We start from the raw sequence: 24,408 nt of genomic DNA, 5'->3' as shown, positions 1-24,408 counted from the left end.
AATTTTATTTACATATGAGTTACAATGCTCTATAATCAGATCAATGTACTTGGTTTTGAGAGTAGGAGGACAAAATATGGAACTATCAATTACCTTAATGGGATTATTCGTTGGAACCCTTGTAGGCTTAACGGGGGTTGGAGGTGCCGCTTTATTAACACCTTTACTGATTGTACTCGGCATTAACCCTTCCATTGCCGTAGGAACAGATCTTGTCTACAATTCTATCACAAAATTATTCGGAGTCGCTCAGCACTACAAACAGCGAACCATTAACTTTAAATTAGCAAAATATTTAGCTTTCGGAAGTATTCCGAGCGCTGTGCTGGCTATTGTCACACTTCATGCATTCCCATCTTTTCACGAGCATCAAGAAACGATTATTAAGCACGCTCTCGGGTACGTCATGACGCTGGTTGCCATCTCAATTATCTTTCGCGTCTTTTTTGATAAATTAATTCGCCCAAATCGGTTTCAGGAAATGGACTTAAATCAGAAAAAAGGATTAACAATCGGAATTGGCGTAGTCTTTGGGTTCGTTGTCGGACTAACATCGATTGGTTCTGGCTCATTATTTGCCATTGCAATGCTGTACTTATTTAAGTTAAAAACATCTGAGCTGGTTGGTACTGATATTGCACATGCGTTTCTTCTCGTTACGGTGGCTGGTATTTTAAATGCAAGCTTTGGAAGCGTTGATTATATGTTGACTGCTAACCTATTAACTGGATCTATTCCGGGTGTGTTACTCGGAAGCCGTTTATCAACGAAAGTGCCTTCAAGACCGCTTCAAGCCATTATGGCGACCATCATTTTAATTAGCGGAATTAAACTAATTTAATAAATAAAAAGCACATGCCTTTGCATGTGCTTTTTATTAGTTTTTTTAAAGATCTACATTAAAAATAATAATGTTTTAAACCACTCCCTTCCCTTCTTATACACTTCAACTAATATTTTTATTGAATTTTAGTCAAAGAGACCAATGACACCTCAAACAACCTTACGTTAAAATGTAAAAAAACATAACATCTATTGTAACATCAAAAAAATTGTACGACGAAGGGAGAACACATGACACAAACAGCGGCAAAAAGTAAGCAAAAACCTTTTTATAAAGGTCTTTTCTTTCAAATTATGATGGCAATTGTACTTGGCGTAGCCGTAGGATATCTATGGCCAAGCTTTGGAAATGCTGTGAAACCGATTGGAGACGGTTTTATTAAGCTCATCAAAATGCTGATTGCTCCTCTTATCTTTGGGGTAGTCGTTGTCGGAATTGCCAAGGTTGGAAACATTAAAACAGTTGGGCGTATCGGTGGAAAAACCATTCTTTACTTCGAAATTGTCACAACATTCGCTCTACTTATCGGTCTATTAGTAGCAAACGTAATGAACCCCGGGGCCGGTATGAATGTTGACCCTTCAAGCTTAAGCACAACTGAAGTGGACGCGAAGACAAACGGCTCCGAACTTCCGAGCGAAGGTGATTTTTTTCTTAATATGATTCCAGACAGTGCAGTTGGTGCTTTTTCAAACAACTCCATGCTTCAAGTGCTTTTAATTTCGTGTTTGTTCGGAATCGCTCTTGTCCATATAGGTGGAAAAACAGCGGAGACCCTTCTACACGTATTAGAAAAAGTAAATGATGTGTTATTTAAAATTATGGGATACATCATGAAGTTAACGGCTCTTGCCACGTTTAGCGCCATGGCATTTGCGGTTAGTCAGTACGGTCTTGGAACACTTGCTGCATTTGGAAAGCTATTTATCGCTATGACAATTGCTTGTCTAGCATTTGTTCTTGTTTTAGCTGTTATTTTACGAACCTATTTAAAATTAAGCTTGTGGAAAGTTATTCTATATATACGAGAAGAAATTATGCTGGCATTTGCTACGGGTTCTACTGAAGCCGTTATGCCGCAGCTCATGGAGAAATTTGAACAAGCAGGATGCAACAAAGCAGTCGTTGGCCTTGTTGTGCCTACGGGCTATTCGTTTAATCTAGACGGTGCTTCTATCTACCTGTCTCTTGCTCTCGTCTTTTTAGCACAAGCAACGGGCGTGGACTTGAGCCTCACTGATCAGCTTTTAATGCTTGGTGTTCTTCTTCTTACGTCTAAAGGAATGGCTGGCATTCCAGGATCAGCTTTTGTTGCTCTGTCTGCTACCGCAGCAGCAACCGGATCCATTCCGGTAGCTGCCGTTGCTCTGATGCTTGCTCCTGATCGCTTTATGGGTAATTACCGGACCACAGTTAATATTATTGGTTATGCGGTAGCTGCTTTTATTATCGCACGATGGGAAAATTTATTAGACCTACAAAAAGCCAATGATGTGCTTGACGGAAAAATTACGTATCAGCCCAAAAATGCTGAAATTTCTCTCCCTGAGAGTATTCCAGCAGCCAATGAAAAAGCATTTTAATAAAAAAAATTCCTGGCCGAGACAAGTCTATTTTGCTTGTTTTTCGGGCAGGAATTTAATTGTTACATGAAAGGCCTTTTGCTGAAATTTATTTTCTTCCAGTATTTTATATACCATTTGTTTAATCGTTTCTTGCGTTTTGGCATCAGCTGAAACGGAAGGCTCCATATACACATCCAGCTCTACTCTGTCCTTTGAATAAAGGGAAGAATTCACACCCCTTGATTCATAGCCCGCTTCAGTTAAACCGCTGCTGATTTTATGCCAAATATCCAGTTTGTCCATTTGTTTAATAACAGGCTTTGCTTCTTCGTACACTTGTGCTTGCTGAGTCTTGGAAACTTCTTCTTTTTTAATAAAAACTGCATATCCTGAACCTACTATTAAAAACGTCATGATAGCAAATGCTCGCATTCTTTTCATTCTCTCACCTCATTTAGAGATATAGATTATAAATATGCGAACAATTGCTACAGTATGACGGCTTGTATATCTACTTCTTTTCTACTATACTCAACAGTCGTTTAGAACCGGCGTGCACTTCTTCTATTATACTGTCAAACAGCTCTTGCACCGTTGGAATACTATCAATCAGTCCAACGACTTGGCCTGCCCATCCATAGCCTTCATCGATTTTATTTTCATAAATATACCGGCAGTTTGCCCCTCCGCTAATGACGTCTTTTAACTCTTCGTATCTCTCTCCTTGCTCCTCACGCTTAATAATGTCAAGAGTGTAGTGGGACTTCAATACGCGTCCAGGTGCCCCGAACGAACGTTTAATAACCACAGTATCCGTTTCTTTTGCTTCTATAATAGCTTGTTTATACGCATCATGGGCATCTACACATTCTTTTGTCACGATAAAACGTGTTCCCATTTCTATCCCTTCAGCGCCTAATGATAACGCTGCCAATAATCCTTGTCCGTTTCCAATCCCTCCGCTTGCCAAGACCGGAATTGACACAGCCGCAGCTACTCGAGGAATTAATACCATTGTGCCTAGATCCTCACGCCCGATATGTCCTCCGGCTTCTTGCCCTACTGCCATGACAGCATCTGCTCCTAGCTTCTCAGCTTTTTGAGCTTGACGTACGTTGGCTACCAGCACGAGCGTTTTAATTCCCGTTCCTTTTAATCTTTCAAAAATAGGTGTGGGATTTGCTCCTGTTATGGAAATAACCGGAACACCTTCTTCTACTGCTGCGTCGAGAAGTTCTTTATAAGAACCTTCTGTTTGACCTCCAACAGCAAAATTAACGCCAAAAGGACGCTCAGTTAAAGAACGTACTTTCTTAATTTCAGCTCGAAGTTTCTCAGGTGTTCGGAGCGTCATAGCTGTAATTTGTCCAAGCCCGCCTGCATTTGAGACAGCAGCCGCAAGTTCTGCGTACGCTAGATACGCAAGACCTCCTTGTACAATTGGATATTGAATTCCTAATAAATCTGTTACCCGTGTTTTCATCTATGTATCCCCTCTCCTTTTATTTTTGTATTTATGAATACTTATTCATAATCATAACAAGAAAATAACGGATTTCCTACGAAAAAATTCCAACATTTCTGTTTGCTTCAACTTTTGATAGGGTACACATTTTGTAATGATTATTAACTGAAGATCAAGGAGGAAGACAAGTATGACAAAAAAGCACCCTGTAAATGAAAAAAGCAAGCAAGAACAGCTCGAGCAGTTTAAAACAGACGATCGAAACCAAGCGCTCACAACCAATCAAGGGTTAAAGCTTTCCGAAGATGAATTTTCTTTAAAAGCAGGCGAACGTGGTCCAACCCTTATGGAAGACTTTCATTTCCGTGAAAAAATGACGCATTTTGACCACGAGCGCATTCCTGAACGCATCGTTCATGCACGAGGCTTCGCTGCTCACGGAGAATTTGAGCTGTATGACTCGCTCAGTGAATATACAAAAGCTAAATTTTTACAGAATCCGTCTGTAAAAACACCTGTATTTGTCCGTTTTTCTACTGTAGCAGGTTCTAAAGGTTCAGCTGAAACGGTTCGCGACGCACGTGGTTTTGCAACAAAATTTTATACAGAAGAAGGAAACTATGACTTAGTTGGCAATAACATTCCCGTGTTTTTCATCCAAGATGCAATTAAATTCCCAGATTTAATTCATGCTGTTAAGCCTGAGCCTCACAACGAAATGCCTCAGGCGGCTTCAGCACACGATACGTTTTGGGATTTTGTCGCTAATAATCAAGAGTCTGCCCACATGGTCATGTGGACAATGTCAGACCGCGCAATTCCTCGCAGCTTACGTATGATGGAAGGCTTCGGCGTACATACTTTTCGCTTAGTTAATGCAGAAGGAAAAGCTCATTTTGTCAAATTCCACTGGAAGCCTGTACTCGGAACTCATTCCCTCGTTTGGGACGAAGCTCAAACCATTTCTGGGAAAGATCCTGATTTTCATCGCCGCGACTTATGGGAGTCAATTGAAAACGGAGACTACCCTGAATATGAGCTAGGCATTCAAATCATAGCTCAGGAAGATGAATTTAAATTCGACTTTGACATTCTTGATCCAACTAAGCTTTGGCCAGAAGAAGACATTCCCGTCAAATTGGTTGGAAAAATGACCTTAAATCGAAATGTAGACAACGTATTTGCCGAAACGGAACAAGTCGCATTCCATCCGGGGCATGTGGTACCGGGAATTGATTTTTCCAATGATCCTCTCTTACAAGGAAGATTGTTTTCATACACGGATACCCAGCTTATTCGTCTTGGTGGTCCGAATTTTCACGAACTTCCAATCAACCGTCCAGTATGCCCGTTTCATAACAATCAACGAGACGGTTACGGACGTCAAACGATCAACAAAGGGCCTGTCAGCTACCACAGAAACTCTCTTGCAGCCAATACGCCGGCTCCTGTCCCAGAGGCAGAAGGCGGTTATGCTCACTACCAAGAAAAAGTGGAAGGAAGAAAAGTTCGAAGCCGAAGCGAAAGTTTTAAAGACCACTTTTCACAGGCAAAGCTATTTTGGAATAGCATGAGCGACCCAGAAAAAGAGCATATTATCAGTGCTTTCAGCTTTGAGCTTGGAAAAGTGAAAAGCAAGTCTGTTCAGCAACAGGTTGTTGATATGTTTGCCAACGTCAGTACAGTGCTAGCTAAACAAGTGGCACAAGCGATTGGTGCAACGCCTCCATCGGGAGAAGACGCGCCAGTGACCAAGTCGTCTCCGGCTCTTAGTCAGGAACAGACGATTAAAAAGCCGAATACGCGTAAAGTAGCTGTCATTGTAGCTAATGACTTTAGCGGTGACCTACCACAAGTGTTAAACAGTTTAAAACAACAGGGCATTCAGCCTGAAATTGTAAGCACAACCCTCCAAAACGTAAAAGGAACAGACGGGTCAGAACTTGAAGTACAGCACACGTTCTTAACAAGTGATTCTGTCTTATTCGATGCGGTTTATGTTGTCGGAAGTTCGTCAGCTGATGAGAAGTTTCGTAAAGAAGCACTGACGTTTGCTCAAGAAGCATTCGAGCATTTTAAACCAATTGGCGCCACAGATGAAGGTATTAAGTGGCTAAAAGCTGCTGGCTTAGATAGTAGTCCCGGTGTCGTAACTGGAGATTCTACACGTTTTACAGATGAATTTGTTGAAGCTGTTTCAGCTCACCGCCACTGGAATCGTTACGTTATATAAATAAAAAAGCCTTTGAAGTCAATGATTTCAAAGGCTTTTTTATTAAACTGATTTTCTAAATGCCATAACATGCAAATCTTTTACCGGATAAAAATCGTTATCAGGAAAGCGAACGTAACCTCTTTTAGTGTACAGCTTAATGGCATGTTCCATTGAATGATCTGTATGTAAACCTAAATAAGAACACCCTAGCTCCCGAGATTTTTTTTCACACGCTTCAAGAAGCGCATTGGCGACTCCTTTTCGGCGATGAGATGGAGCAACTGCCAGCAGACGAATTTCAGCCCATGGAAATGGTTTTAATAACCCTCCATATACATCTGTATTCGGCGGATAAAACAAAACGCTTCCTGCCATTTCTCCATCGATTTCAGCTACCATGCATTCAAATTTCTTTTCTTCACTCAGGGTATGTAAAATTCCCTTTCGATATCTTTTCCAGTGTGCTTCCGATTTTACAGCTGCATATTGCTCATAAGCAGCAAGCGTTACTGTTTCAATAGATGATGTTTCTTCTTCTCTAGCTTTTCGAACGATCAATTTTTTCTCCTCCATTTACCTTCTTCGTTAATTCTTATTGTCTATGGTGAAGAATGTTTATGCAACACATTTGCATTGCGAAACAGCTTCCTTTGCATATATTTAATCCGTGCATTATGGTTTCTGAAGCAGTCTTTGTGCTGAAACTCTGCTTGTCTTCATATACATATAAAGAGATTCATAGACAAGGATGAGACAGCATGTACAAAAAATTAATTGCAATTGGAATTGGCAGTGTGTTTGTTAGTATTGGAATTAACGTTTTTATTCTTCCGCTTCAGCTTGTAACAGGAGGCATTACGGGAATTAGCTTAATCATTAATTATTTACTTGGCTATAAAGTAGGCGTGATGATTTTTTGCTTAAACTTGCCGATTTACCTTCTCGCTCTAGGTTTTAACCGCTCTTATTTTTTAAATGCTATCTATGGCATGGTTCTCTCAGCCGTTATGATTGATTTGCTGTTTCCGCTTCACGGAATTTTTCACCTTCCCATTATCTTAAGCGCTTGCCTTGGAGGCGTTTTTAACGGAATTGGAACTGGCATCATGCTCCGGCAGCACGCAAGTCAAGGCGGGGTCGACTTATTTTCTCTGATACTTGCAAAATGGTTATCTTTAAACCCTGGCATCATCATTTTAGTGATTGACGCATCTATTATTATTTCAGGTATTTTACTGCTTCAAAACGATACAGCTATTTATTCATTATTCATTGTTGTATGCTCTGGTATAGTGACCAGTTTAATTACGTCATTCAAACGCATCATCGTCTATGTATAAGGAAAAAGCCTCGAGACATGCGTCTCGAGGCTTTTCTTTATTTGTCATTTAAGAATTCTTGCAGCGCTTCTTTATTTTTATCTAAATCAATATCAAGCACCATACCAACGCCGCTATACGTTTTGTTTTCAAATGATCCGTCTAAAGGCAGTCGTAGGCTTTGAACGTCTTTCATGTTTCCTGTTACCACATCTTTAGCTAGAAGCATCATGCTTTTTGTATCTAAATTTGTATCGATGTAAGGATCCATTACGCCGAGAAGCTTCGGTATTTTAAACACGCTGTTTAGGCTTGCTACTTCATCTTTGAGCTTTAAAACGACTTCTTGCTGGCGCTGAACGCGTCCAAAATCACTCATGTTATCATGGCGAAAACGTACGTAGCCAAGCAACTGTTCACCGTGTAAAACTTGGGTACCTTTGTGAAGCGTCATACCAATTCCCGAAGACATATCGTGAGGCACGGTTACTTCAATGCCATCAGGCGCAATCGTATCTACAATTTTTGAAAATCCTTCGAAGTCCACAACTGCATAATAGTTAATATCAATATCAAAATTTTGTTTGATCGTTTGACGCAGCAGCTCAGGACCTCCGAACGCGTAAGCAGCATTCAGCTTTTGCTTGCCGTGTCCTGGAATATCCACGTACATATCCCTCATAAGAGAAACAATTTTCGGGTGTTTGCTTTTAGAATCGTAGTGAGCAATTAAAATAGAGTCTGTACGAGAATGCTTTTCCCCGCGCGAGTCACTTCCTAACAGCAGCATATTTACTTCTCCGTTATTCGGGAGACTGCCTTGAAACTGTTCAAATGTCGTGCCGTCATCCGCAAATTTACCATCGCTTGCTATCGATAGCCCTTGCTTATATTGGAAATAGCTGTATATGCCCCCAACGATAATAAAAAGGAACAACAAAGCAAAGAACACTCTGCCCCATCGAACTCTTCTTCTTCTTTTGCGTCTTGTTCGCTCCACGTTTCTGTCACCAGCTTTCTTTTTCAATGAAGTTCTCATAAAACAAGCAAGTAGCTAAGCTTTTAAAAAGCTCCTCTACTTGCTTGTTTGGATTGTATGGTGTGAAAGCTTACATTATTTTTCTGTTTCTTGGTCTTTTCCATACATGTATTTTGATGGATCGACCGGTTTAAAGTCATCTAATTTATTAAATCGTAATAAATCACCGTATAACACTTTATCAGAAAGTTCTAGCTCTCTTCCAACTTTCTTTTTGTAAGCTTTCGCTTCGTCTGTTGCTGTGATTCTTTCTCCTGTGTTTGTATCGTAATACTTGCCGTCAATTGACGTGTATTTCGGAGAAACATAATCACCGTTTCTAAATGCTACTACCTGATCATGGTCTTTTGATAATAAATCTGTACCGAATTGAACATACTCTTTACTATCAATTCCCACTAGGTGAAGAAGCGTAGGCACTACGTCAATTTCACCGCCGTACGTATGGTTCACTCCACCTTTTACACCTGGTACGTGAAGGAAGAACGGTACGCGTTGAAGCTGAGCGTTTTTATATGGCGTGATTTTCTCGCCAAGAACTTTTTCCATTGCTTTGTTATGATTTTCAGAAATACCGTAGTGGTCACCGTAAATCATAATAACTGAGTTGTCATATAAACCTGAAGCTTTTAGCTCTGTAAAGAATTCTTGCAGTGATTCATCCAAATAACGAGCCGTTTGGAAATAACGGTCTACCGTTCCATCTCCTGTGTTCGCCGGTTCAATGCTAGCATCACCTTTATCAAGAACGAATGGGAAATGGTTTGTTAATGTAATCATATGCGCATAGAACGGCTGCTTCAATGACTGTAGCATTGGCATAGATTCTTTGAAGAATGGCTTATCTTTTAATCCATAGTTTACTTTGTTATCACCAGTCATATTGTAATAACTTGCATCAAAGAATTTATCCACACCGAACTGTTTGTAAATTTCATTACGGTTCCAGAACGTTTTATAATCTCCGTGTAACACAGCACTTGTATAGCCGCCCTCTTGATCTAAGATCGCTGGTGCTGCTTGGTACGTGTTGCGGCCTTTTAAGCTAAATGCTGATCCTTGAGGCAAGCCATATAATGACGTATCCATCATAAGCTCTGCATCAGCTGTTTTACCTTGTCCTGTTTGATGGAAGAAGTTATCAAAATACATAAATTCATTTCCATTTGCTAATGAATTTAAAAACGGCGTTACTTCTTGTCCATTTAACTTGTAATTAATTAGGAATGACTGAAATGATTCTAGATGAATTTTAATAATATTTTTTCCTTTTGCTTTACCCGCATACTCAATATTCGGAGCTGCATAGTGACTTGTACTGAAGTTTTTCACTGTTGTTAAGTCATCACTGCTTGCGAATGCTCGTTGCTTTGAGTTTTGAAACGTTTGAACTGCATCATACACCGTGTAGTTGTATGCTCCTAAATATTTCACTAGGTAGTTGCGATCAAATGTTCTTGTTAATAATTCAGGGCGATCTTTTTCAGCATAGTGCAAGTTAATTGCAAATGCGACAGCTCCTGCCGCTAACACCATGAACGTATAGCGGAATTTAAGACGTGCTTTTGGCCATTCGATTTTTCTAACAAACAATAGCGCAATCAGTAAAATGATATCTACAAAGTAAAAAATATCGTGAGCTTTTACTAAATCAGCGATACTGCCTCCTAAATGACCCACATTGCTTGTTTGCGTTAAAGTAGGCAATGTCACAAAGTCATTGAAGAATCGATAATATAAAATATTGCTGTACAAAATGACCGTCATGATTGTACTAAGGATAAGCGTCCAAACGATGGCTCTTTTTCCTTTTGCAAACAATGCTAACCCTAAAAAGATCAAAGTTGAACTAATTGGATTAATAAACAATAACGTTTTTTGCATTGAGTCACTTATATCTAAGTTGAACTCCACTTTGTAAGACATGTAAGACTTGATCCACATGAATAAAACCGCTATAAAAAAGTAAAACAACGGCTTTGAAAATAGTTTTTTCATTTTCAAATTCCTTTCACTAAAAAGTAGAGATTTCATGTTCAGCTAACCTCAGGAAAGTCCCCTACATTAAATCGTAACGGTTACGTCCTGCAAAAGATTACCTGAAAATGATTCAATTTGTCAAACAATATCATCTTCATCTCTTTTTTTAGTCATCTACAAAATTTACATTTTAACTTGTAATCTCTTATTTTTCATCGTGATGTTAATATTACACAATTGTTAATTTGTAAATTTTGTTCTCCCTATATTGCATACATATTAATTTACCACATTTCTGCTCTGCAATAAAAGTATTTTTATTTTATTAGGCATAATATTTCACTTGCTGAATGAAAAGGTACTATTGTACTGGACGGTATTCTTCGCTTACTGTTAGGACTAGTAAAAATAGACTTATCTATGCTTAGTCTTTATCTTCATCAACAGCTATGCGGTCTCCTTGTGCAAAAGGCTGTGAAATCACAAGAAACTCAATCTCCTCACTCGAACGATTCATCATTTGATGAAGAATCGAAGGAAATACTTCTACTCCTTCGTGTGCTTTTACATCGTAAATAACTCCGTCTATTTCTAGAGCAGCTGTTCCTTTTAGTACAAAGAAAAATTGATGTGCTTTCAAGTGATAATGCCTTACCTCTTCCGTATAAGGGGGCATGCGCTCATGAATAATACTTACGTCTTTATTTTTCACTAGGTGCCACCCATCGCATTTTCCTCCCCACACGTAGTGTTCTGCGTTTTGCTTACTAACTTTCATGACTAGCTCCCCTTTTTTAATAAATGAACACCTGCAGATTACATAGAAATTCTATGTGATCTTTTTAATCTTGCTATTGGAAATATTTTTTTCAGATGAAGGCTTTGGCTTCAAAGTAAAAAGCATTCCTAAAAAGATCAAAACAATGCCTGCAAGCTGCAAAAGCGTAGGACGAAATCCCGTGAATGCTGTATCTAATAAAATGGCAACGGCTGGATCTAAAAACACCAGAACCGAAATCACCTGAGTTTTTAAATAGCGCAGGCTGTCGAAAAACAAATAATACACTAAACCAGTATGTACAAAGCCTGTTACTAAAATAGATGTCCAGTTGGCCGTTGTTAGGAAATGAAAATCAGTAAAATGAACAAACGGCAATAATAGAAAAATCCCTAAAAAAGTCTGAAGAAATGTAACAGCATAAGCACTCGTATGAATAATGCCTTTACCAAGCAGCGTCGTGCATGCATAAAACAAAGCGGCTAAAAGCGCCCAGAGTATTCCTGAAGACATGAAGCCGTCAATCGTAAGTTGCTCCACTCCAATAATTAGAAGTGTTCCTCCAAAACAAATGAAGATAGACATCACGCCAAGAACCGTTAATTTCTCCTTAAACATAAAGCTCCCCAGAAGCAATACTAAAACGGGTGCAAGATGATAAATAGAAATAGCAACCGTAACGGACATCATTTCAAATGCTTTAAATAGAAACACCCAGTTAAACACAAGAAATATCCCACACAGTAAAATCTGCTTTATTTCTTTGGCATTCCATTTTTCCCTTTTATATTCACCCGTTACGAACCAGCACATTCCGAGAAAAAGTGTTGCACAAATACAGCGAACGAATACTAAGTCAAAAGAAGGCAGTCCAGTTTGTGTGGAGAAAAAGCCAATTGAACCAAAAATACTCATTGAAATCATCATTTTCACCATTGGCCCTGCTTTCATTCTCTCACCTCACTTTCAGAAAACTATTACTATTCAAACATAAAGAAGCCCATTTGTAAATTAATGGTTCAAAAGCGCTATTCCATGAAAAAGCAAAAAGCGCAAAGACATGGGATCAGTCCCATCGTCTTTGCGCTTTTCTGCCTTTCTTTTAATCTTCAACCGGGAACCAGCCTGGTGTGTTAATAACGGCTTGCCACAGCGGGTCAGGAATCACAAGCTTTTCCTGATCTTTTTTGCTTAATGTTGTCACAATTTCATTTTCACGGCCTTCTTTTACTTTTTGAACCCAGTCTGGATCCATAATTAATTCGCGGCCAATCGCAAGCAGTGGAATGCCCGTTTCAAGAGCGGCTGCTGCTTCGTCTGCTGTATGAATAGAACCTACGCCCATCACAGGTACGCGGCTTCCTACTCGCTCTTGAATAATTTCAATACGTGAACGAGTATCTTCCACGCCTCGGCGCGGTTTTGACCAGAATTCCATTAGCGATACGTGAAGGTAATCAAGGTCTTTTTCTGCTAGTGCATCGACTAACTTCAACGTATCAGCCATTGTAATTCCTGGCGTTTCAGGCTCTTCTGGCGAGAAGCGATAGCCTACTAAAAATGATTCTTTTGCATGCTTAGAAACGGCTTGCTTTACTTCGTCTACGATTGCAAGCGGGAATGTTAAGCGTTTTTCTACGCTGCCGCCCCATTTATCTTCGCGGCGATTAGAATGCGGAGAAAAGAACTGCTGAATTAAATAGTTATTTGCTCCGTGAATTTCAACTCCGTCAAATCCTGCTTCAATGGCACGGCGCGTCATTTCACCAAAATCGTGAATAATGCCTTCAATTTCTTCATTTGTTAACTCTCGCGGTACCGGAGCTCCTTCTTGTTCTGCAGCAACAGCACTTGCGCTAACAACCTCTCCATTTGGAACAAGCTCAGGCGGACACATGCGGCCTCCGTGAAAAATTTGAAGAACTGCTTTTGCTCCTTGATCTTTAATGGCTGTTGCTAATCGACGCAGGCTAGGAATCATTTCATCGCTGTCTGCAGCAAACTCTCCGTGAAATCCTTTTCCGTTCGCCGTTCCGTATGTACATGCTGTAATGACCATGCTAACACCTTTTGAACGTCGTACGTAGTAGTCTACTTCTGCATTTGATACTGTCCCATCTTCATTTGATGAAAAATTTGTCATAGGAGCAAGAATAACGCGGTTATCTAATTTGATGCCATTTGAAAAAGTAAATGGCTGTAAAAGCGGCTCATACTTTTTATTTGTCATTTTATTTCCCTCCAAAAATGATACGGTCAAAAATAGTGGCATATTATAGGTAGAGACTGTTTTCCTTCCTATAATATGTGTCATTTAAAACTGTAACTTTAAAATATACTGTGATTTTAATCTGTACAGTTTTACCTGTCAAAGAATAAGACTTTCTAACACAAAAAAGCACTCATATACTGAGTGCTTTTTTATCATTGCGAAAGAGGTTCCTGATTATACATAAATGATTTTACTTTTACATATTGAGCTTCTAACTCTTGAAGTGTCAGTTCGTATAGATGCCGATTTCCTTTTTTATAAATACCAAAATTCAATAGCGCATTAATAAACCAATTTTTCTTATGTTCCGTTTCAGGCTGTGTATGTTGTTTCACGATCTCCACCACCTAAGGTTCTCTCATTTTAATTTTGCAAAGCATTCGCTTTTACATAAATGATTTTACTTCTATACGATGAAAAAACGGTGAAATAGAAAGCTTTTTCATTTTAAATTTCCGCAGCAGGACCCGTTATTTTTTTACGTTTCTTCACACTTGCTAATATTTTTTCAATATAATAAATAACAATAATAAAAACTGACATAATAGCAAAATAAGTACCGATTACAACAAAAGGATTTGGACTTTCAAAACCGCTTTCTTTTCCTTTCATTCCTCTTTCCGGACCTCCGCCATCGTGATCAAAGTTTGGACGTTCGTGACCAGCAGATGCCGTCGCAGAAGATTTGTTCTCGCTAAATGAATGGCGATCAAAATCCGGCTTCCCACCGCCTTTTTGCGGCATATCTGAGGAACTTACATTCAGTACTCTCGCTACTCCTCCAAGTTTTCCAAGAAAACCCGTTTCATTTATTTCGTATATGCCAATGACTAACAGCGCAGCGGTTGTGAGCTTAGCTGCTATGCTCAAGCTTTTCTTTGACTTTTTGAATTTCGTCATATTTTTACATACATTTATAACCCATTGCCAATGAAGACCTATGTGAGCGGCTACTAAAATTAACACTAAAAATGATACGGAAATATGCGAAACCTTAAACCACTGTTCGTTCCCAACATTAATATTTGGAAATACTACTCTTGAAATAAAAATACCGCTAATCATAATAAATGACATCGTAATCAACAGCATGATATTTAAAAAGTAACCGAACTTTGTTCTGCGCGGAAGCCTGCGGTCAAATAACTTAACCGTAACTTTCTTTACCCACTGCCAGTTTAGCAGCACGTGGGTAAAAAAGGCGACGGCAATCGCCAACCCCGCAATTTCATGAAATGTTAACCCTCCCAATACTTGCTTGTTAAAAAACAAAACAAACGTAACGGCCATTAAAAGATCCAGTCCAAACCGGACGTACATCATCTTTTTCACTCTATTCATTCTCCTCACCTATGTATTTGTCAAAACAACTCCTTTTTCATATTTCTTAATGTAAGCAGAGTTGGTGAAAATTAGGTGAAACGACTGATTTTTTTACCAAAATAACCAGTCCTGAGTTCTATAAAAGTAGAATGGAATCATTTTTATTTTTTCGAAAATAGCTGTTGACAAAGAAAAAAGAAGCACGTATAGTAATGGTTATTCATCAAGAACTTTCAGATTTTAATCAAAAACACAGCGATTGGGAGTAGTAAAAGCTTATTATTCGGTCAAGAGAGCTACGGGTTGGTGTGACGTAGTCCAATAATACTTTGAACTCGCCCAGGAGTGGTAATTCAGAAAGAATGCAGAAGTGTTCTCTAAGTTTTAACGTCTAACCTTCGTTATCAGGTTTTAAGCAGGGTTCTTTAAGAGCCAACAAGAGTGGTACCGCGGTTAGCTAAAGCTTATCGTCTCTTCTCTCATTTGATAATGAGGTAGGAGACGATAAGCTTTTTTTATTTTATAAAAAAGTGGAGGGAAAAGTCATGAAGAAGGACAACCAAGGTTTGCAGCGAACAATGACTTCACGTCACATTATGATGATGGCGCTAGGTGGAGCAATTGGCGCTGGTTTATTTAAAGGAAGCAGCTCGGCTATTGATATGGCAGGACCATCAGTTATTATTGCCTATTTAATTGGCGGAATTATTTTACTATTCATCATGCAAGGTCTTGCTGAAATGGCGGTTCGAAATAGTGAAGCACGAACGTTTCGTGATTTAGTTCAGTCGATTTTAGGAAGCTATCCCGCTTACTTTTTGGACTGGATTTACTGGAAAATGTGGGTGTTAAACATTGCAGCTGAAGCCGTTGTAGCCGCTATTTTTATTCAGTACTGGCTTCCTGATTACCCAATTTGGATGCTTGCTTTAGGCGTATCCGTTATTGTTACAGCCATTAACTTGCTTTCAGTTAAAGCATTTGCTGAAACGGAATACTGGTTAGCTTTAATTAAAATCACGGTCATTGTGATCTTTATTATCGCTGGACTTTTATTATTGTTTGTATCATTCGGTCATCATACCGCAGCGGGTTTTTCAAATTTAAGCGATCACGGCGGTTTTTTCCCAAAGGGACCAACCGGGCTAATTACGGCGATGTTAGTTGTCATCTACTCATACGGTGGAACTGAAATCATCGGAGTAACGCTAGCTGAAACAAAAAACCCTGAAAAAGTAGTACCTAAGGCTGTGCGCAGTACATTAACGCGTATCATTGCTTTTTATCTGTTCCCGTTTTTTATCATCGTGAGCTTGATTCCTTGGAATGAAGTGAACGGCGTTTCTCAAAGTCCTTTTGTAATGGTATTTAAAATGATTGGCATTCCCGGAGCAGATCATATTATGAATGCCGTGATCTTGTTAGCCGTTATTTCTTCTATGAACTCAGGACTTTACGGTTCATCACGTATTTTGTATACGCAAGCAGTAGACGGTCGAGTGCCGAAGATATTTTCGAAACTTTCTGTTAACAAAGTTCCTGTCTATGCAATTTTAATGTGTACATCATCCCTTTATGTCGGCGTATTGATTTCCTTATTTGCAGGAAATAAGACATTTGATTATTTGATGGGATCTTTAGGGTATACCGTGTTGTTTATTTGGTTGATTATTGCGATTGCACACTTAAAGTCCCGCAAAGTTCAGTCAGAAGCATCGAGCAGCTACTCTGTTAAATGGTTTCCTTATACAACGTGGGCTGCCCTTATTGCACTAAGCGCTATTTTAATTGGTGTTATCTGCACAACATCCGTTGTTATTACGACTATTACACTAGCTATCTATTTATTTATTACAGCTACGTATATCTTTAAAGGTCGCTTTTATCAATCTTCAGCAGTCAAGCACGCTAAATAAAAAAACGCCTCCTTTGAGTCATCAGAGGAGGCGTTTTTTTATTTAAAATGTTAAGTACCAATAGCCAAGTGCAAAGCCGATATAGTTACCAATAATATAGCCAAGCGTTCCTACTACCAAGATAGGACCAACCAAACTTCCCCATCCTTTAGCAATCGCCATCGCGCTTGCTGTCGTAGGTCCCCCTACCGTTGCATTGCTCGCCAGTAAAATATGTTCTAAATCAATTTTAAATACTTTTCCTAAAAGCAGCCCCACTATTAAATTACTCAGTCCCACAATGAGCACAAATAGAATCAAAAGAGGTGCTTTTTCAACAATTAATGGAATGGACGCCGGCACTCCAATGACAACAAAGAAAATATAAATGAAGTACGTGCCGATTTCTTGGCTTCCGCTAATGTTTTTAAAATAAGAAGGAAACAGATAAATGACAAGAAACGTAAGTGTGGAAAGCAATAAGTATTTTTCGCTCAAAATAGTATGTAGTAACGTTTGAACTACGGAAACATTTGGACCGGCTGGAATGATTGTTCCAAACCATTCGGCTAATTTAAACGATACAACCACTAGAAAAAATGATGTACCAATTGAAGCTGCCACGTCTTTTAACGAAATTTCTTTTTTTGCCCAATATTTTTCTGCAAGCGTATGACGATCATTTTCTCCATATTGCCCGGCCTCTACTTCTTGAATATGAGGCGTCTTAAAATGTTTCCTAAAAAACTTCATAGAAGGAACAAACATATACACGGCAAACAGTAAAGCCATGACCATATTATCAGCAACCACCGTCGCGGAAACCATTTGACTTGATGGTTCAAATTTGGCCGTAACGGTAGCAAAGTTAACCCCTCCGCCTACATAAGAAGCGCCGATAGCAGCTGCAATTTTTGCTAGTTCAGGAATATAATCTTTTAACAACAAGAAGCCTGCCGTGCTCCCTATAACCGTTCCTACTGCACAGATTAAGAAAATAAAAAGCAGTTTCCGGCTTTCTTGAAATAATTCTTTCATATTGACTTGAAATAACAATAATGGAATGGCAAGCGGTACTAGATACGCCCAAACAGCATCATAAACCGGAGACTCTGTTGGAATGATTTTTAAATTTGATAGGATAAGAGCTCCTGCTAGCGCAATAATAGCTCCTGACAGAAAAGAAGCCCACTTATACTTTTGTTCGAGAAAAATACTAACAGAAGCCCAAATCGCTAGAATTCCCCATAGTGCCCACGTATCATCAGCTTGAATAATAGTAAAAATCACACGCTACTCCTTTCTTTCTTTTTCAAGAAATAGAATTTTCAGAAAATACACCTTTAAATTTTATCAATATATGCCAAATTCCGTCAATCTATAAAAAAAGCTTTCCACTCTAAAAGTGAAAAGCTTTTTTTTATTTGCGAATCAAAACCGGAATTTGCTGCTGAATCTGCTGCAAAGGAGCACCTGTTTTCTCTGTTAACGAACGCAAGATTCCTCCTTCGATCATACAGTTAATCACAACTGCAAGCTCTCCTGCCTGCTTATCTTGAAATCCGCTCTCTATCATTTTTTCTCTAAAAAGTTTTTCCCAATCTTGAAACGCTGCATAGCAGACTTCACGAAGCGGTTCATTAATAAGCGCCGTTTCTCCAGCCATCAGTCCAACAGGCATACCAGCAATACTTTCTTCGTGTTCAAACTGCTTGGACAATTCTTCAATAAAATACTGAATAGCCTGTGCCGCGTCAGAAGATTTATTTAAACTTTCTTTAATTTGAACTTGGACGTATTTATTCGTATATTGAACAGCGTGAATCGCCAGTTCTTCTTTCCCTTTTGGAAAATAATAATAAAGAGACCCTTTTGGCGACCCGCTCTCTTTAATAATTTGATTTAATCCCGTTGCATGATAGCCTTGCAGCTGAAAAAGCCGCGATGCTGTTTCTAAAATCTTATCGCGTGCATTTGCTTTCTTCACAAAACGATGCCTCCCCTATATAATAAGTGGTTTCTATAACACTACTTATCATATAAGGAAATGAAATTTTTGTCAAAATAAAGTGAATATTTTACCATTTATTTTTCCTTATTTTCATTTCTTATGACCTAATAATTGTTTTTCTTACTTCTTCCGCTAACGGTTGAAGAGGCGTAATAATACGGTCGCTTACCTCCTCAGCCGCTTCTACCATCGAGAGCTGGGCCACTGAAACAACAGTGTTAAGGTCTTTTACTAGCTCATCTAAGACATGTTTCACCTTCTGTTTATACTTCTCTATGTTTCCAGTCATTACTAGTTCAAAAGCACCTTCTATCACAACAGGGTGAACTTTTATCTTTACATTTTGATAAAATGCAAATTCGTCTAGACGCTTCATCGTTCCTTCTACGGTCTCCGGATTTGTAAACACGATAAGCTGCGGTTCTTCTATTTCACATATTCGGCGAAAATAAGGCTCATCGATTTTAATAATTGGAACATCACTTGTAAATGCTTCTGGTAAAAGAGCAATGTAATTCGTACACGTAAGTAAAATGGCATCCGCTGAACATTCTTCCATCCACTTTAACTGCTTCTCTACTTTTGCACCTGCTGACTCCGCTGCAAATTTAGGATTGGTTTTTACCCGATGTACAAGTCCAGGGTCTACGAAATGCATACAGCTCACAAACGGCAGCGCTTTTTCTATATAAGAGATGTTCGAATGATGAGCGTGCAGGCAAGCAATTTTCTTCATCGTTTTCCTCCTGTATGATGGTCTTTGAAATACTGAATTAAAAATTCCTGGAACTTTTTCGCAACAGGAGTTAAGTATTTATCCTTGTTCCACGCAATCCCAATTACCCTTGAAGCTGTGTCTTCTTTGAGCTTTATTTTTTTAATGCCTCGCAAGTCCACTCCCTTTATTTCAGGAAGCAAGGCAACCCCTAAATGAGCCGCTACAAAACCAATCACCGTCAAAAATTCTTCTCCTTCAAACGTAATATTTGGGACAATTTCAGCTTCTTCGAACAGCTGATCAAAAATTGTTCGGCTTCCGTATCCTTTTTTTAACGCGATAAACGATTCATGAGCCAACTCTGAAATCGAAAGCACTTGTCTTGAGGCAAAAGAATGTGTATCAGGGACATACGCGTACAGCTCGTCTTTCCATAAATATTCCCACTGAATTCCTGCCCTAGATTCCGTTACGGAAGACATACAAAAATCAATTTCTCCCGTTTGAAGCTGATCGAGCATGATGTTCGTCGCGTTCTCAAAAATTTGAAATTGAACGTTCGGATACTCTTGTAAAAAAGCATGAACTAGTTTCGGGACGGACGAAGCGCCTAATGATTTTAAAAAAGCAAACGAAATGCTGCCGCGATGAGGATGAATCAAATCTGAAAGCTCACGTTTCGCTTCTTCCATTTCGTTTAATACTTTAGCCGTTCGTTCATAAAAAAGCCTTCCGTATCGATTTAAAATAACTTGCCTTCCTTTTCTTTCAAATAGCGGCACGCCAAGCTCTGATTCTAATTTAGAAATTGAGCGGCTGAGCGTAGGCTGCGCAATTGATAATTGTTCCGCTGCCTTTGTGAAATGTTCCGTTTGAGCTACAACATTAAAATATTCGAGCTGCTGCCATTCCATTTTTTTCACATCCTTTACTTATTACATAATACTATCGATTTCATATAAATTATACATTGGACGTCATAAAAAATTCATGTTTAAATGAAGAACGTAGCACTTGCCGAAAATGTTATGTGTCTGCATAGAATAAGTGTTGAAAGAAGGAATTCGTTTATGGATGTTTCAATTATTTTAACAATGTTAGCCGTCGGACTGATCTTAGGATTTGTCGGAGCAGGCGGATCAGGTTTTATTATTTCAATTTTAACGCTGCTGTACGGCGTATCTGTACACGTTGCACTCGCAACGGCTCTTACCGCAATGATTTTCTCTTCTTTATCTGGCGCCGTCAGTCATTACCGCGAAGGTAACGTATCTTTAAAATCCGGTATCTCTGTTGGTATCCTCGGTGCATTAGGCGCTTGGATTGGGTCTAACCTTTCATCCTTTATCCCAGAAGGCGAGCTAAAATGGCTCACAGCCGGCATGCTTTTATTATCTGGTGTTTTACTTTGGCTGCGAATGTTTTTATTTTCCCGTCAGCAAAAAGAACGTACTGTTCCAACAGGAGCTAAATTTGTCGTCTACTCTTTACTAATCGGCTTAATTACGGGCGCTCTGTCCGGAATGTTTGGAATTGGCTCAACTCCATTTATCCAGCTTGGCCTTATGATGGTGTTAGGCTTGTCTATTCGCCAGTCGGCCGGAACGACGATGCTCGTTATTATTCCGATTGCAATTGGCGGAGGAATGGGCTATTATCAGCAGGGCTTTTTAGATATCCCGCTGTTGATTCAAGTAGTTGTCGGCACAATGGTCGGTTCATATATTGGAGCAAAATTTACAAATCGTGTACCTGCTCCCGTATTAAAAACGTCCCTTGTAGCGCTGCCTATTTGCTCTAGCTTTCTCCTTGTTATATAAGAAAAAAGCTTGAACTCTTGTTCAAGCTTTTTTTATGTTCATCTGATAAACAAACTGCTTTCCTTGGCTTCCAAAAACATGCCGGTCTGTATCGACAAAGCCGCATCGTTTGTATAGGTGCTGCGCCGCCGTGTTTTTATGGTTCACGCCTAGCACCACTTTATTTTTAGTGCGAAAGTGATGGTTGATAAAAGAAGGAAGAAGTTTCAATGACTTTTTGCCAACTCCCTTTCCTTGATAATCAGGATGAATGGAATAAGACCGTATTAAAAGCGCGCCGGATCCCTCGGTATATGCTTTAACGGCTTCCCCTGCGTCGAGCACGAAAAAGCCGGCTAGTTTGTTTTCTGCCAAAATCAAAACGGGCGTTCTATCTCTTTCCTGCTTACACTTAGCTATAGCTTCAGCGGGAAGTGCCGTGTAAATGAGCTGCTCTTCAGGCAGCGTATAGCTATGTATAGATGACTCGTAGGCTTCACTATAAAACGTTAGTGCTACGTTTTCTTTATTCTCCATTTTCTGCTGGACTCCTTTTCTTTTTCCATAGTATAACATGCACAAAAAAAGCCGCATAAAGCGGCTTTTCCTTTATCTAGCGTCGGATACAACGGTAAAGCGTTCGTTTACATGCTCTCCTCGCTCAATTTCATCAATAACTGCAATGGCGTAATCCGCATAGCTGACATGGCTGTTTCCTTCTGAGTTTAAAATAACATGATCTTTCCCTGTTTTATAAGCATCCGTTCGTTTTCCTGAAGGATTAAAAAATGCTGCTGGGCTAATGAACGTCCAATTAATATCGCTTGTACTTTCTAAGTCTTTTAAATTTTGGGCTTGGTTGTCAGCTGTCGCTTTGTACTCTTTTGGAAAATCAGGCGTATCTGCTAGACGCGTCGTTTTCTCTTCATCTACAAACAAACTTCCTGCTCCTCCTACAACAAGAAGACGAACGTCCGGAGCTTGTTTAAATACATGAATTAACGATTGCCCCGCTTCTACATGTAGATGTTCTTTTCCTTCGGGAGCTCCAAACGCATTGACCACGGCATCGAAACCTTCGATATCTTTTGCCGTGATATCAAAAATGTCTTTTTCAAGTGTACGAACATCTCGTTCCTCTACTTTGCTCGCATCACGTACAATTGCCGTTACATCATGTCCGCGATTTAAAGCTTCTTTCACGATAAAACTTCCTGCTTTTCCTGTAGCACCTACAACTCCAATTTTCATTTTATAACCTCCAGTAAAATTCTCTATATTTAGGTAATAGCCTTTTTTTGCTATGATAAAACACAGCAAAACGGTTTAAGCAAGATAGAGAGAACAAATTGGATAAATGAGTTAGTATGGATTACTTTTAACACCGAGGTTAATTCCCGTGCAAGGCTTCGCTTTCCGGGGGCGGCCGCTGAGCCTCTTCGTCGCTTACGCTCCTGCGGGGTCTCACCTGTTCCGCCAACTAAAATACGTTTCTTCCAGTCTCTTTTGAAAAAATAAATGAATGCTTATTCAATTTCAATAAATAACACGTGAGCCATAGAGTGAATCGATTTAATCAATTCTACTTTATTCCCTTTCTTTTTTGCCTTTCCTTTTATTTCAACAAAATAGAGCAGCTCACCTTGATGATGATCTTGGTGAATTTCGTAAGACGAAATCATAATATTTTCTTTTTCAATCTTATCAAGCAGCTCATAAATATCCTCTTGATTTGCTGCACGAAACTTAATTAAAATGGAATGAGTAGAAAGAGATGTAAACATTACGTTCAATATTTCTAAGCCAATCAGCACTAATATAGTTGCGCTAATGCCGACTGTATACATACCGGCCCCAATGGTTAAACCAATTCCCGACGTTGCCCATACGCCTGCGGCTGTTGTGAGCCCTCTAATATGATGCTTTTGAATAATAATCATACCTGCTCCTAAAAAACCAATACCGCTTACTACTTGTGCGGCCACCCGGCTCGGATCAAGAGCCATATGATCTTGATGAAGCACATCTGAAAAGCCATATTTCGAAATTAGCATAATCAGCGTGCTACCGACAGCAACTAAAAAATGAGTGCGAAACCCTGCTTCTTTAGCTCTAAACTCTCTTTCTAAACCAACCAAAGCTCCTAACAAACCTGATAGGGCTAGACGACTAATAAAAGCTGCGGTCATTCTTTCTCCTTCTTTCTCTTCACTTTTTCACAAATGCACCTATTAACTATTTCTATTTTTGTTATAATTTACTATAACTAATTTTTAAAGTGGAGGCTAATCAAAGTGGATAAAGTTATCGATTATTACAGCAGATTTGATGAGTGGGGACGGTTAGAACGAGAACCTATTGAGTTTCAAGTAAACTGGCATTTTATCAAAAAGCGAAAAAATTAATAATCACCTCTATTTATCATAGAATAAATAGAGGTGATTATTAATGAACCGTTTATTCAAATGGAGTACAAGCATTTTGCTATGTTTGATGTACTGCTTTTTGATTCCCCCTCCTTCTTATGCAAGCGGTGACTATTACTCTTCCTATGCAGAACTGCAGCAGCACGAAATTTTTCACCAAGACTACGACATTCGCTACGAGCAGCGCTTTAGCTATTTATCCATTATGGCCATTCACGGCGGCGGAATTGAACCAGGTACATCAGAAGTTGCCAAAGAACTCGCCGATCGCTTTTCCGCTTCTTATTATTTATTTGAAGGCATCAAGTCCACTAACAACGGAGTTCTGCACATAACCTCAGAAAACTTTGATGAACCGACGGCTAGAGGAATGGCTCAGCAAAGCATGTCCGTTTTGACGATTCACGGCTACAGCGGCAGTCAGCCTATCGTGTATATAGGTGGAAAAAATCAGCTTTATAAAGAGCTGATGAAGCAATCACTGCGCAAAAACGGCTTTACCGTCCGTGAAGCTCCTTCTGACATAGCGGGAACAAGCGAACAAAACATTGTGAACGATAATCTGCTAAAAGCCGGAGTGCAGCTTGAACTCACAGCCGAACTAAGAAAATCATTTTTCGCAAACCATGACTGGTCGAGAAACAACCGCATGAATGTAACACCGCTTTTTTATACATTTGTTACTTCCTTACAAGAAGCATCTTCTTCCTATCAAACTTTCCTTTACCTTCAAGTTCACTAATTTATCGACTCTTGCCT

General features: G+C 39.3%; 24 protein-coding genes, 1 pseudogene and 1 other annotated feature. Of the genes and pseudogenes, 8 read left to right on the top strand and 17 right to left on the bottom strand.

Translation table 11 applies throughout. The annotated features are described in order from the left end of the window. The first annotated feature begins 76 nt into the window (after window positions 1-76). Window positions 77-841 carry a sulfite exporter TauE/SafE family protein gene (locus ACRPLY_RS08375; RefSeq protein WP_224980507.1) on the top strand — a complete coding sequence of 255 codons (765 nt, stop codon included), beginning with the start codon at window positions 77-79 and terminating at the stop codon, window positions 839-841. Window positions 842-1,074: 233 nt separating this feature from the next. Continuing rightward, window positions 1,075-2,427, top strand: coding sequence for a cation:dicarboxylate symporter family transporter (locus tag ACRPLY_RS08370; RefSeq protein ID WP_165636139.1), 1,353 nt, complete (start codon window positions 1,075-1,077; stop codon window positions 2,425-2,427). 27 nt (window positions 2,428-2,454) lie between these two features. Here ACRPLY_RS08370 and ACRPLY_RS08365 read toward each other — a convergent pair whose 3' ends face one another. Then, window positions 2,455-2,850 (bottom strand): hypothetical protein, encoded by a 396-nt coding sequence (locus ACRPLY_RS08365; RefSeq protein WP_028415042.1) that lies wholly within the window; start codon window positions 2,848-2,850, stop codon window positions 2,455-2,457. 70 nt (window positions 2,851-2,920) lie between these two features. Next, complete coding sequence (locus ACRPLY_RS08360) at window positions 2,921-3,892, bottom strand: NAD(P)H-dependent flavin oxidoreductase (protein WP_224980509.1); 972 nt, start codon at window positions 3,890-3,892, stop codon at window positions 2,921-2,923. 172 nt (window positions 3,893-4,064) lie between these two features. Between ACRPLY_RS08360 and ACRPLY_RS08355 the strand changes: the two genes are divergently transcribed. Continuing rightward, window positions 4,065-6,107 carry a catalase gene (locus ACRPLY_RS08355; RefSeq protein ID WP_224980511.1) on the top strand — a complete coding sequence of 681 codons (2,043 nt, stop codon included), beginning with the start codon at window positions 4,065-4,067 and terminating at the stop codon, window positions 6,105-6,107. Window positions 6,108-6,149: 42 nt separating this feature from the next. On the opposite strand, the gene ACRPLY_RS08350 is transcribed toward ACRPLY_RS08355, so the two are convergent. Then, a complete protein-coding gene (locus ACRPLY_RS08350; RefSeq protein ID WP_028415046.1) occupies window positions 6,150-6,647 on the bottom strand; it encodes a GNAT family N-acetyltransferase in 498 nt (165 codons plus the stop codon). A 200-nt stretch (window positions 6,648-6,847) separates the two neighbouring features. Here ACRPLY_RS08350 and ACRPLY_RS08345 point away from each other — a divergent pair, with 200 nt between their 5' ends. After that, the gene (locus ACRPLY_RS08345; protein WP_013058630.1) at window positions 6,848-7,429 is read left to right on the top strand and encodes a YitT family protein; all 582 of its coding nucleotides are present in this window, start codon (window positions 6,848-6,850) and stop codon (window positions 7,427-7,429) included. Window positions 7,430-7,466: 37 nt separating this feature from the next. Here ACRPLY_RS08345 and ACRPLY_RS08340 read toward each other — a convergent pair whose 3' ends face one another. From ACRPLY_RS08340 to ACRPLY_RS08310, 7 genes are all read right to left on the bottom strand, one after another. After that, window positions 7,467-8,435, bottom strand: coding sequence for an LCP family protein (locus ACRPLY_RS08340; protein WP_028415047.1), 969 nt, complete (start codon window positions 8,433-8,435; stop codon window positions 7,467-7,469). Window positions 8,436-8,522: 87 nt separating this feature from the next. After that, window positions 8,523-10,445: an LTA synthase family protein gene (locus ACRPLY_RS08335; RefSeq protein WP_028415048.1), complete on the bottom strand. Its 1,923-nt coding sequence runs from the start codon at window positions 10,443-10,445 to the stop codon at window positions 8,523-8,525. 406 nt (window positions 10,446-10,851) lie between these two features. Then, window positions 10,852-11,205 carry a cupin domain-containing protein gene (locus ACRPLY_RS08330; protein WP_028415049.1) on the bottom strand — a complete coding sequence of 118 codons (354 nt, stop codon included), beginning with the start codon at window positions 11,203-11,205 and terminating at the stop codon, window positions 10,852-10,854. Between the two features lie 51 nt (window positions 11,206-11,256). Further along, window positions 11,257-12,156, bottom strand: coding sequence for a DMT family transporter (locus ACRPLY_RS08325; RefSeq protein WP_047749974.1), 900 nt, complete (start codon window positions 12,154-12,156; stop codon window positions 11,257-11,259). 151 nt (window positions 12,157-12,307) lie between these two features. Beyond that, on the bottom strand, window positions 12,308-13,435 hold the full coding sequence (locus ACRPLY_RS08320) for an NADH-dependent flavin oxidoreductase (protein WP_033579898.1): 1,128 nt from the start codon (window positions 13,433-13,435) through the stop codon (window positions 12,308-12,310). 194 nt (window positions 13,436-13,629) lie between these two features. Then, a complete protein-coding gene (locus tag ACRPLY_RS08315; RefSeq protein ID WP_033580328.1) occupies window positions 13,630-13,815 on the bottom strand; it encodes a Fur-regulated basic protein FbpA in 186 nt (61 codons plus the stop codon). Between the two features lie 109 nt (window positions 13,816-13,924). Next, on the bottom strand, window positions 13,925-14,800 hold the full coding sequence (locus ACRPLY_RS08310; protein ID WP_255219847.1) for a DUF4405 domain-containing protein: 876 nt from the start codon (window positions 14,798-14,800) through the stop codon (window positions 13,925-13,927). Window positions 14,801-15,046: 246 nt separating this feature from the next. After that, window positions 15,047-15,278, top strand: a binding site (T-box leader). 67 nt (window positions 15,279-15,345) lie between these two features. Between ACRPLY_RS08310 and ACRPLY_RS08305 the strand changes: the two genes are divergently transcribed. Then, the gene (locus tag ACRPLY_RS08305; RefSeq protein ID WP_432231710.1) at window positions 15,346-16,716 is read left to right on the top strand and encodes an amino acid permease; all 1,371 of its coding nucleotides are present in this window, start codon (window positions 15,346-15,348) and stop codon (window positions 16,714-16,716) included. Window positions 16,717-16,758: 42 nt separating this feature from the next. Here ACRPLY_RS08305 and ACRPLY_RS08300 read toward each other — a convergent pair whose 3' ends face one another. From ACRPLY_RS08300 to ACRPLY_RS08285, 4 genes are all read right to left on the bottom strand, one after another. Continuing rightward, window positions 16,759-17,985 (bottom strand): DUF819 domain-containing protein, encoded by a 1,227-nt coding sequence (locus tag ACRPLY_RS08300; RefSeq protein ID WP_176343495.1) that lies wholly within the window; start codon window positions 17,983-17,985, stop codon window positions 16,759-16,761. 130 nt (window positions 17,986-18,115) lie between these two features. Then, complete coding sequence (locus ACRPLY_RS08295; RefSeq protein WP_033579894.1) at window positions 18,116-18,682, bottom strand: TetR/AcrR family transcriptional regulator; 567 nt, start codon at window positions 18,680-18,682, stop codon at window positions 18,116-18,118. 121 nt (window positions 18,683-18,803) lie between these two features. Beyond that, window positions 18,804-19,442, bottom strand: a complete 639-nt coding sequence (locus tag ACRPLY_RS08290; RefSeq protein ID WP_224980513.1) for a hypothetical protein — start codon at window positions 19,440-19,442, stop codon at window positions 18,804-18,806. Then, the gene (locus ACRPLY_RS08285) at window positions 19,439-20,338 is read right to left on the bottom strand and encodes a LysR family transcriptional regulator (protein WP_033579892.1); all 900 of its coding nucleotides are present in this window, start codon (window positions 20,336-20,338) and stop codon (window positions 19,439-19,441) included. Before ACRPLY_RS08285 ends, ACRPLY_RS08290 begins: the two co-directional genes overlap by 4 nt. 156 nt (window positions 20,339-20,494) lie before the next feature. Here ACRPLY_RS08285 and ACRPLY_RS08280 point away from each other — a divergent pair, with 156 nt between their 5' ends. After that, entirely contained in the window at window positions 20,495-21,244 is a 750-nt protein-coding gene (locus ACRPLY_RS08280) for a sulfite exporter TauE/SafE family protein (protein ID WP_028415058.1), read from the top strand. Between the two features lie 21 nt (window positions 21,245-21,265). Here the strand turns inward: ACRPLY_RS08280 and ACRPLY_RS08275 are convergent, their stop codons facing one another. The 3 genes from ACRPLY_RS08275 to ACRPLY_RS08265 form a co-directional block, all read right to left on the bottom strand. After that, window positions 21,266-21,760, bottom strand: a complete 495-nt coding sequence (locus ACRPLY_RS08275; RefSeq protein ID WP_098113626.1) for a GNAT family N-acetyltransferase — start codon at window positions 21,758-21,760, stop codon at window positions 21,266-21,268. A 72-nt stretch (window positions 21,761-21,832) separates the two neighbouring features. Then, on the bottom strand, window positions 21,833-22,474 hold the full coding sequence (locus ACRPLY_RS08270; RefSeq protein WP_224980515.1) for an NAD(P)-dependent oxidoreductase: 642 nt from the start codon (window positions 22,472-22,474) through the stop codon (window positions 21,833-21,835). Window positions 22,475-22,749: 275 nt separating this feature from the next. Continuing rightward, a complete protein-coding gene (locus ACRPLY_RS08265; RefSeq protein ID WP_034270637.1) occupies window positions 22,750-23,412 on the bottom strand; it encodes an MgtC/SapB family protein in 663 nt (220 codons plus the stop codon). A gap of 105 nt (window positions 23,413-23,517) precedes the next feature. On the opposite strand from ACRPLY_RS08265, the pseudogene ACRPLY_RS08260 reads away from it, so the two are divergent. Next, window positions 23,518-23,616, top strand: a pseudogene (locus ACRPLY_RS08260) (class I SAM-dependent methyltransferase); the annotation flags it as partial. 55 nt (window positions 23,617-23,671) lie between these two features. Further along, window positions 23,672-24,391, top strand: a complete 720-nt coding sequence (locus tag ACRPLY_RS08255; protein ID WP_034270640.1) for a poly-gamma-glutamate hydrolase family protein — start codon at window positions 23,672-23,674, stop codon at window positions 24,389-24,391. The last annotated feature ends 17 nt before the right edge of the window (window positions 24,392-24,408 follow it).

Origin of the sequence: Priestia sp. TGN 0903 (assembly GCF_050846855.1) — a bacterium.
In the GTDB taxonomy this organism is placed as follows: domain Bacteria; phylum Bacillota; class Bacilli; order Bacillales; family Bacillaceae_H; genus Priestia; species Priestia zanthoxyli.
This window is presented reverse-complemented; position numbering and strand designations above follow the sequence as displayed.

Excerpts from the sequence above, each read along its gene's own strand:
- ACRPLY_RS08375 (WP_224980507.1), top strand. The coding sequence starts at position 77 with ATGGAACTATCAATTACCTTAATGGGATTATTCGTTGGAACCCTTGTA.
- ACRPLY_RS08370 (WP_165636139.1), top strand. The coding sequence starts at position 1,075 with ATGACACAAACAGCGGCAAAAAGTAAGCAAAAACCTTTTTATAAAGGT.
- ACRPLY_RS08365 (WP_028415042.1), bottom strand. The coding sequence starts at position 2,850 with ATGAAAAGAATGCGAGCATTTGCTATCATGACGTTTTTAATAGTAGGT.
- ACRPLY_RS08360 (WP_224980509.1), bottom strand. The coding sequence starts at position 3,892 with ATGAAAACACGGGTAACAGATTTATTAGGAATTCAATATCCAATTGTA.
- ACRPLY_RS08355 (WP_224980511.1), top strand. The coding sequence starts at position 4,065 with ATGACAAAAAAGCACCCTGTAAATGAAAAAAGCAAGCAAGAACAGCTC.
- ACRPLY_RS08345 (WP_013058630.1), top strand. The coding sequence starts at position 6,848 with ATGTACAAAAAATTAATTGCAATTGGAATTGGCAGTGTGTTTGTTAGT.
- ACRPLY_RS08335 (WP_028415048.1), bottom strand. The coding sequence starts at position 10,445 with ATGAAAAAACTATTTTCAAAGCCGTTGTTTTACTTTTTTATAGCGGTT.
- ACRPLY_RS08330 (WP_028415049.1), bottom strand. The coding sequence starts at position 11,205 with ATGAAAGTTAGTAAGCAAAACGCAGAACACTACGTGTGGGGAGGAAAA.
- ACRPLY_RS08325 (WP_047749974.1), bottom strand. The coding sequence starts at position 12,156 with ATGAAAGCAGGGCCAATGGTGAAAATGATGATTTCAATGAGTATTTTT.
- ACRPLY_RS08320 (WP_033579898.1), bottom strand. The coding sequence starts at position 13,435 with ATGACAAATAAAAAGTATGAGCCGCTTTTACAGCCATTTACTTTTTCA.
- ACRPLY_RS08310 (WP_255219847.1), bottom strand. The coding sequence starts at position 14,800 with ATGATGTACGTCCGGTTTGGACTGGATCTTTTAATGGCCGTTACGTTT.
- ACRPLY_RS08305 (WP_432231710.1), top strand. The coding sequence starts at position 15,346 with ATGAAGAAGGACAACCAAGGTTTGCAGCGAACAATGACTTCACGTCAC.
- ACRPLY_RS08290 (WP_224980513.1), bottom strand. The coding sequence starts at position 19,442 with ATGAAGAAAATTGCTTGCCTGCACGCTCATCATTCGAACATCTCTTAT.
- ACRPLY_RS08285 (WP_033579892.1), bottom strand. The coding sequence starts at position 20,338 with ATGGAATGGCAGCAGCTCGAATATTTTAATGTTGTAGCTCAAACGGAA.
- ACRPLY_RS08280 (WP_028415058.1), top strand. The coding sequence starts at position 20,495 with ATGGATGTTTCAATTATTTTAACAATGTTAGCCGTCGGACTGATCTTA.
- ACRPLY_RS08275 (WP_098113626.1), bottom strand. The coding sequence starts at position 21,760 with ATGGAGAATAAAGAAAACGTAGCACTAACGTTTTATAGTGAAGCCTAC.
- ACRPLY_RS08270 (WP_224980515.1), bottom strand. The coding sequence starts at position 22,474 with ATGAAAATTGGAGTTGTAGGTGCTACAGGAAAAGCAGGAAGTTTTATC.
- ACRPLY_RS08265 (WP_034270637.1), bottom strand. The coding sequence starts at position 23,412 with ATGACCGCAGCTTTTATTAGTCGTCTAGCCCTATCAGGTTTGTTAGGA.
- ACRPLY_RS08255 (WP_034270640.1), top strand. The coding sequence starts at position 23,672 with ATGAACCGTTTATTCAAATGGAGTACAAGCATTTTGCTATGTTTGATG.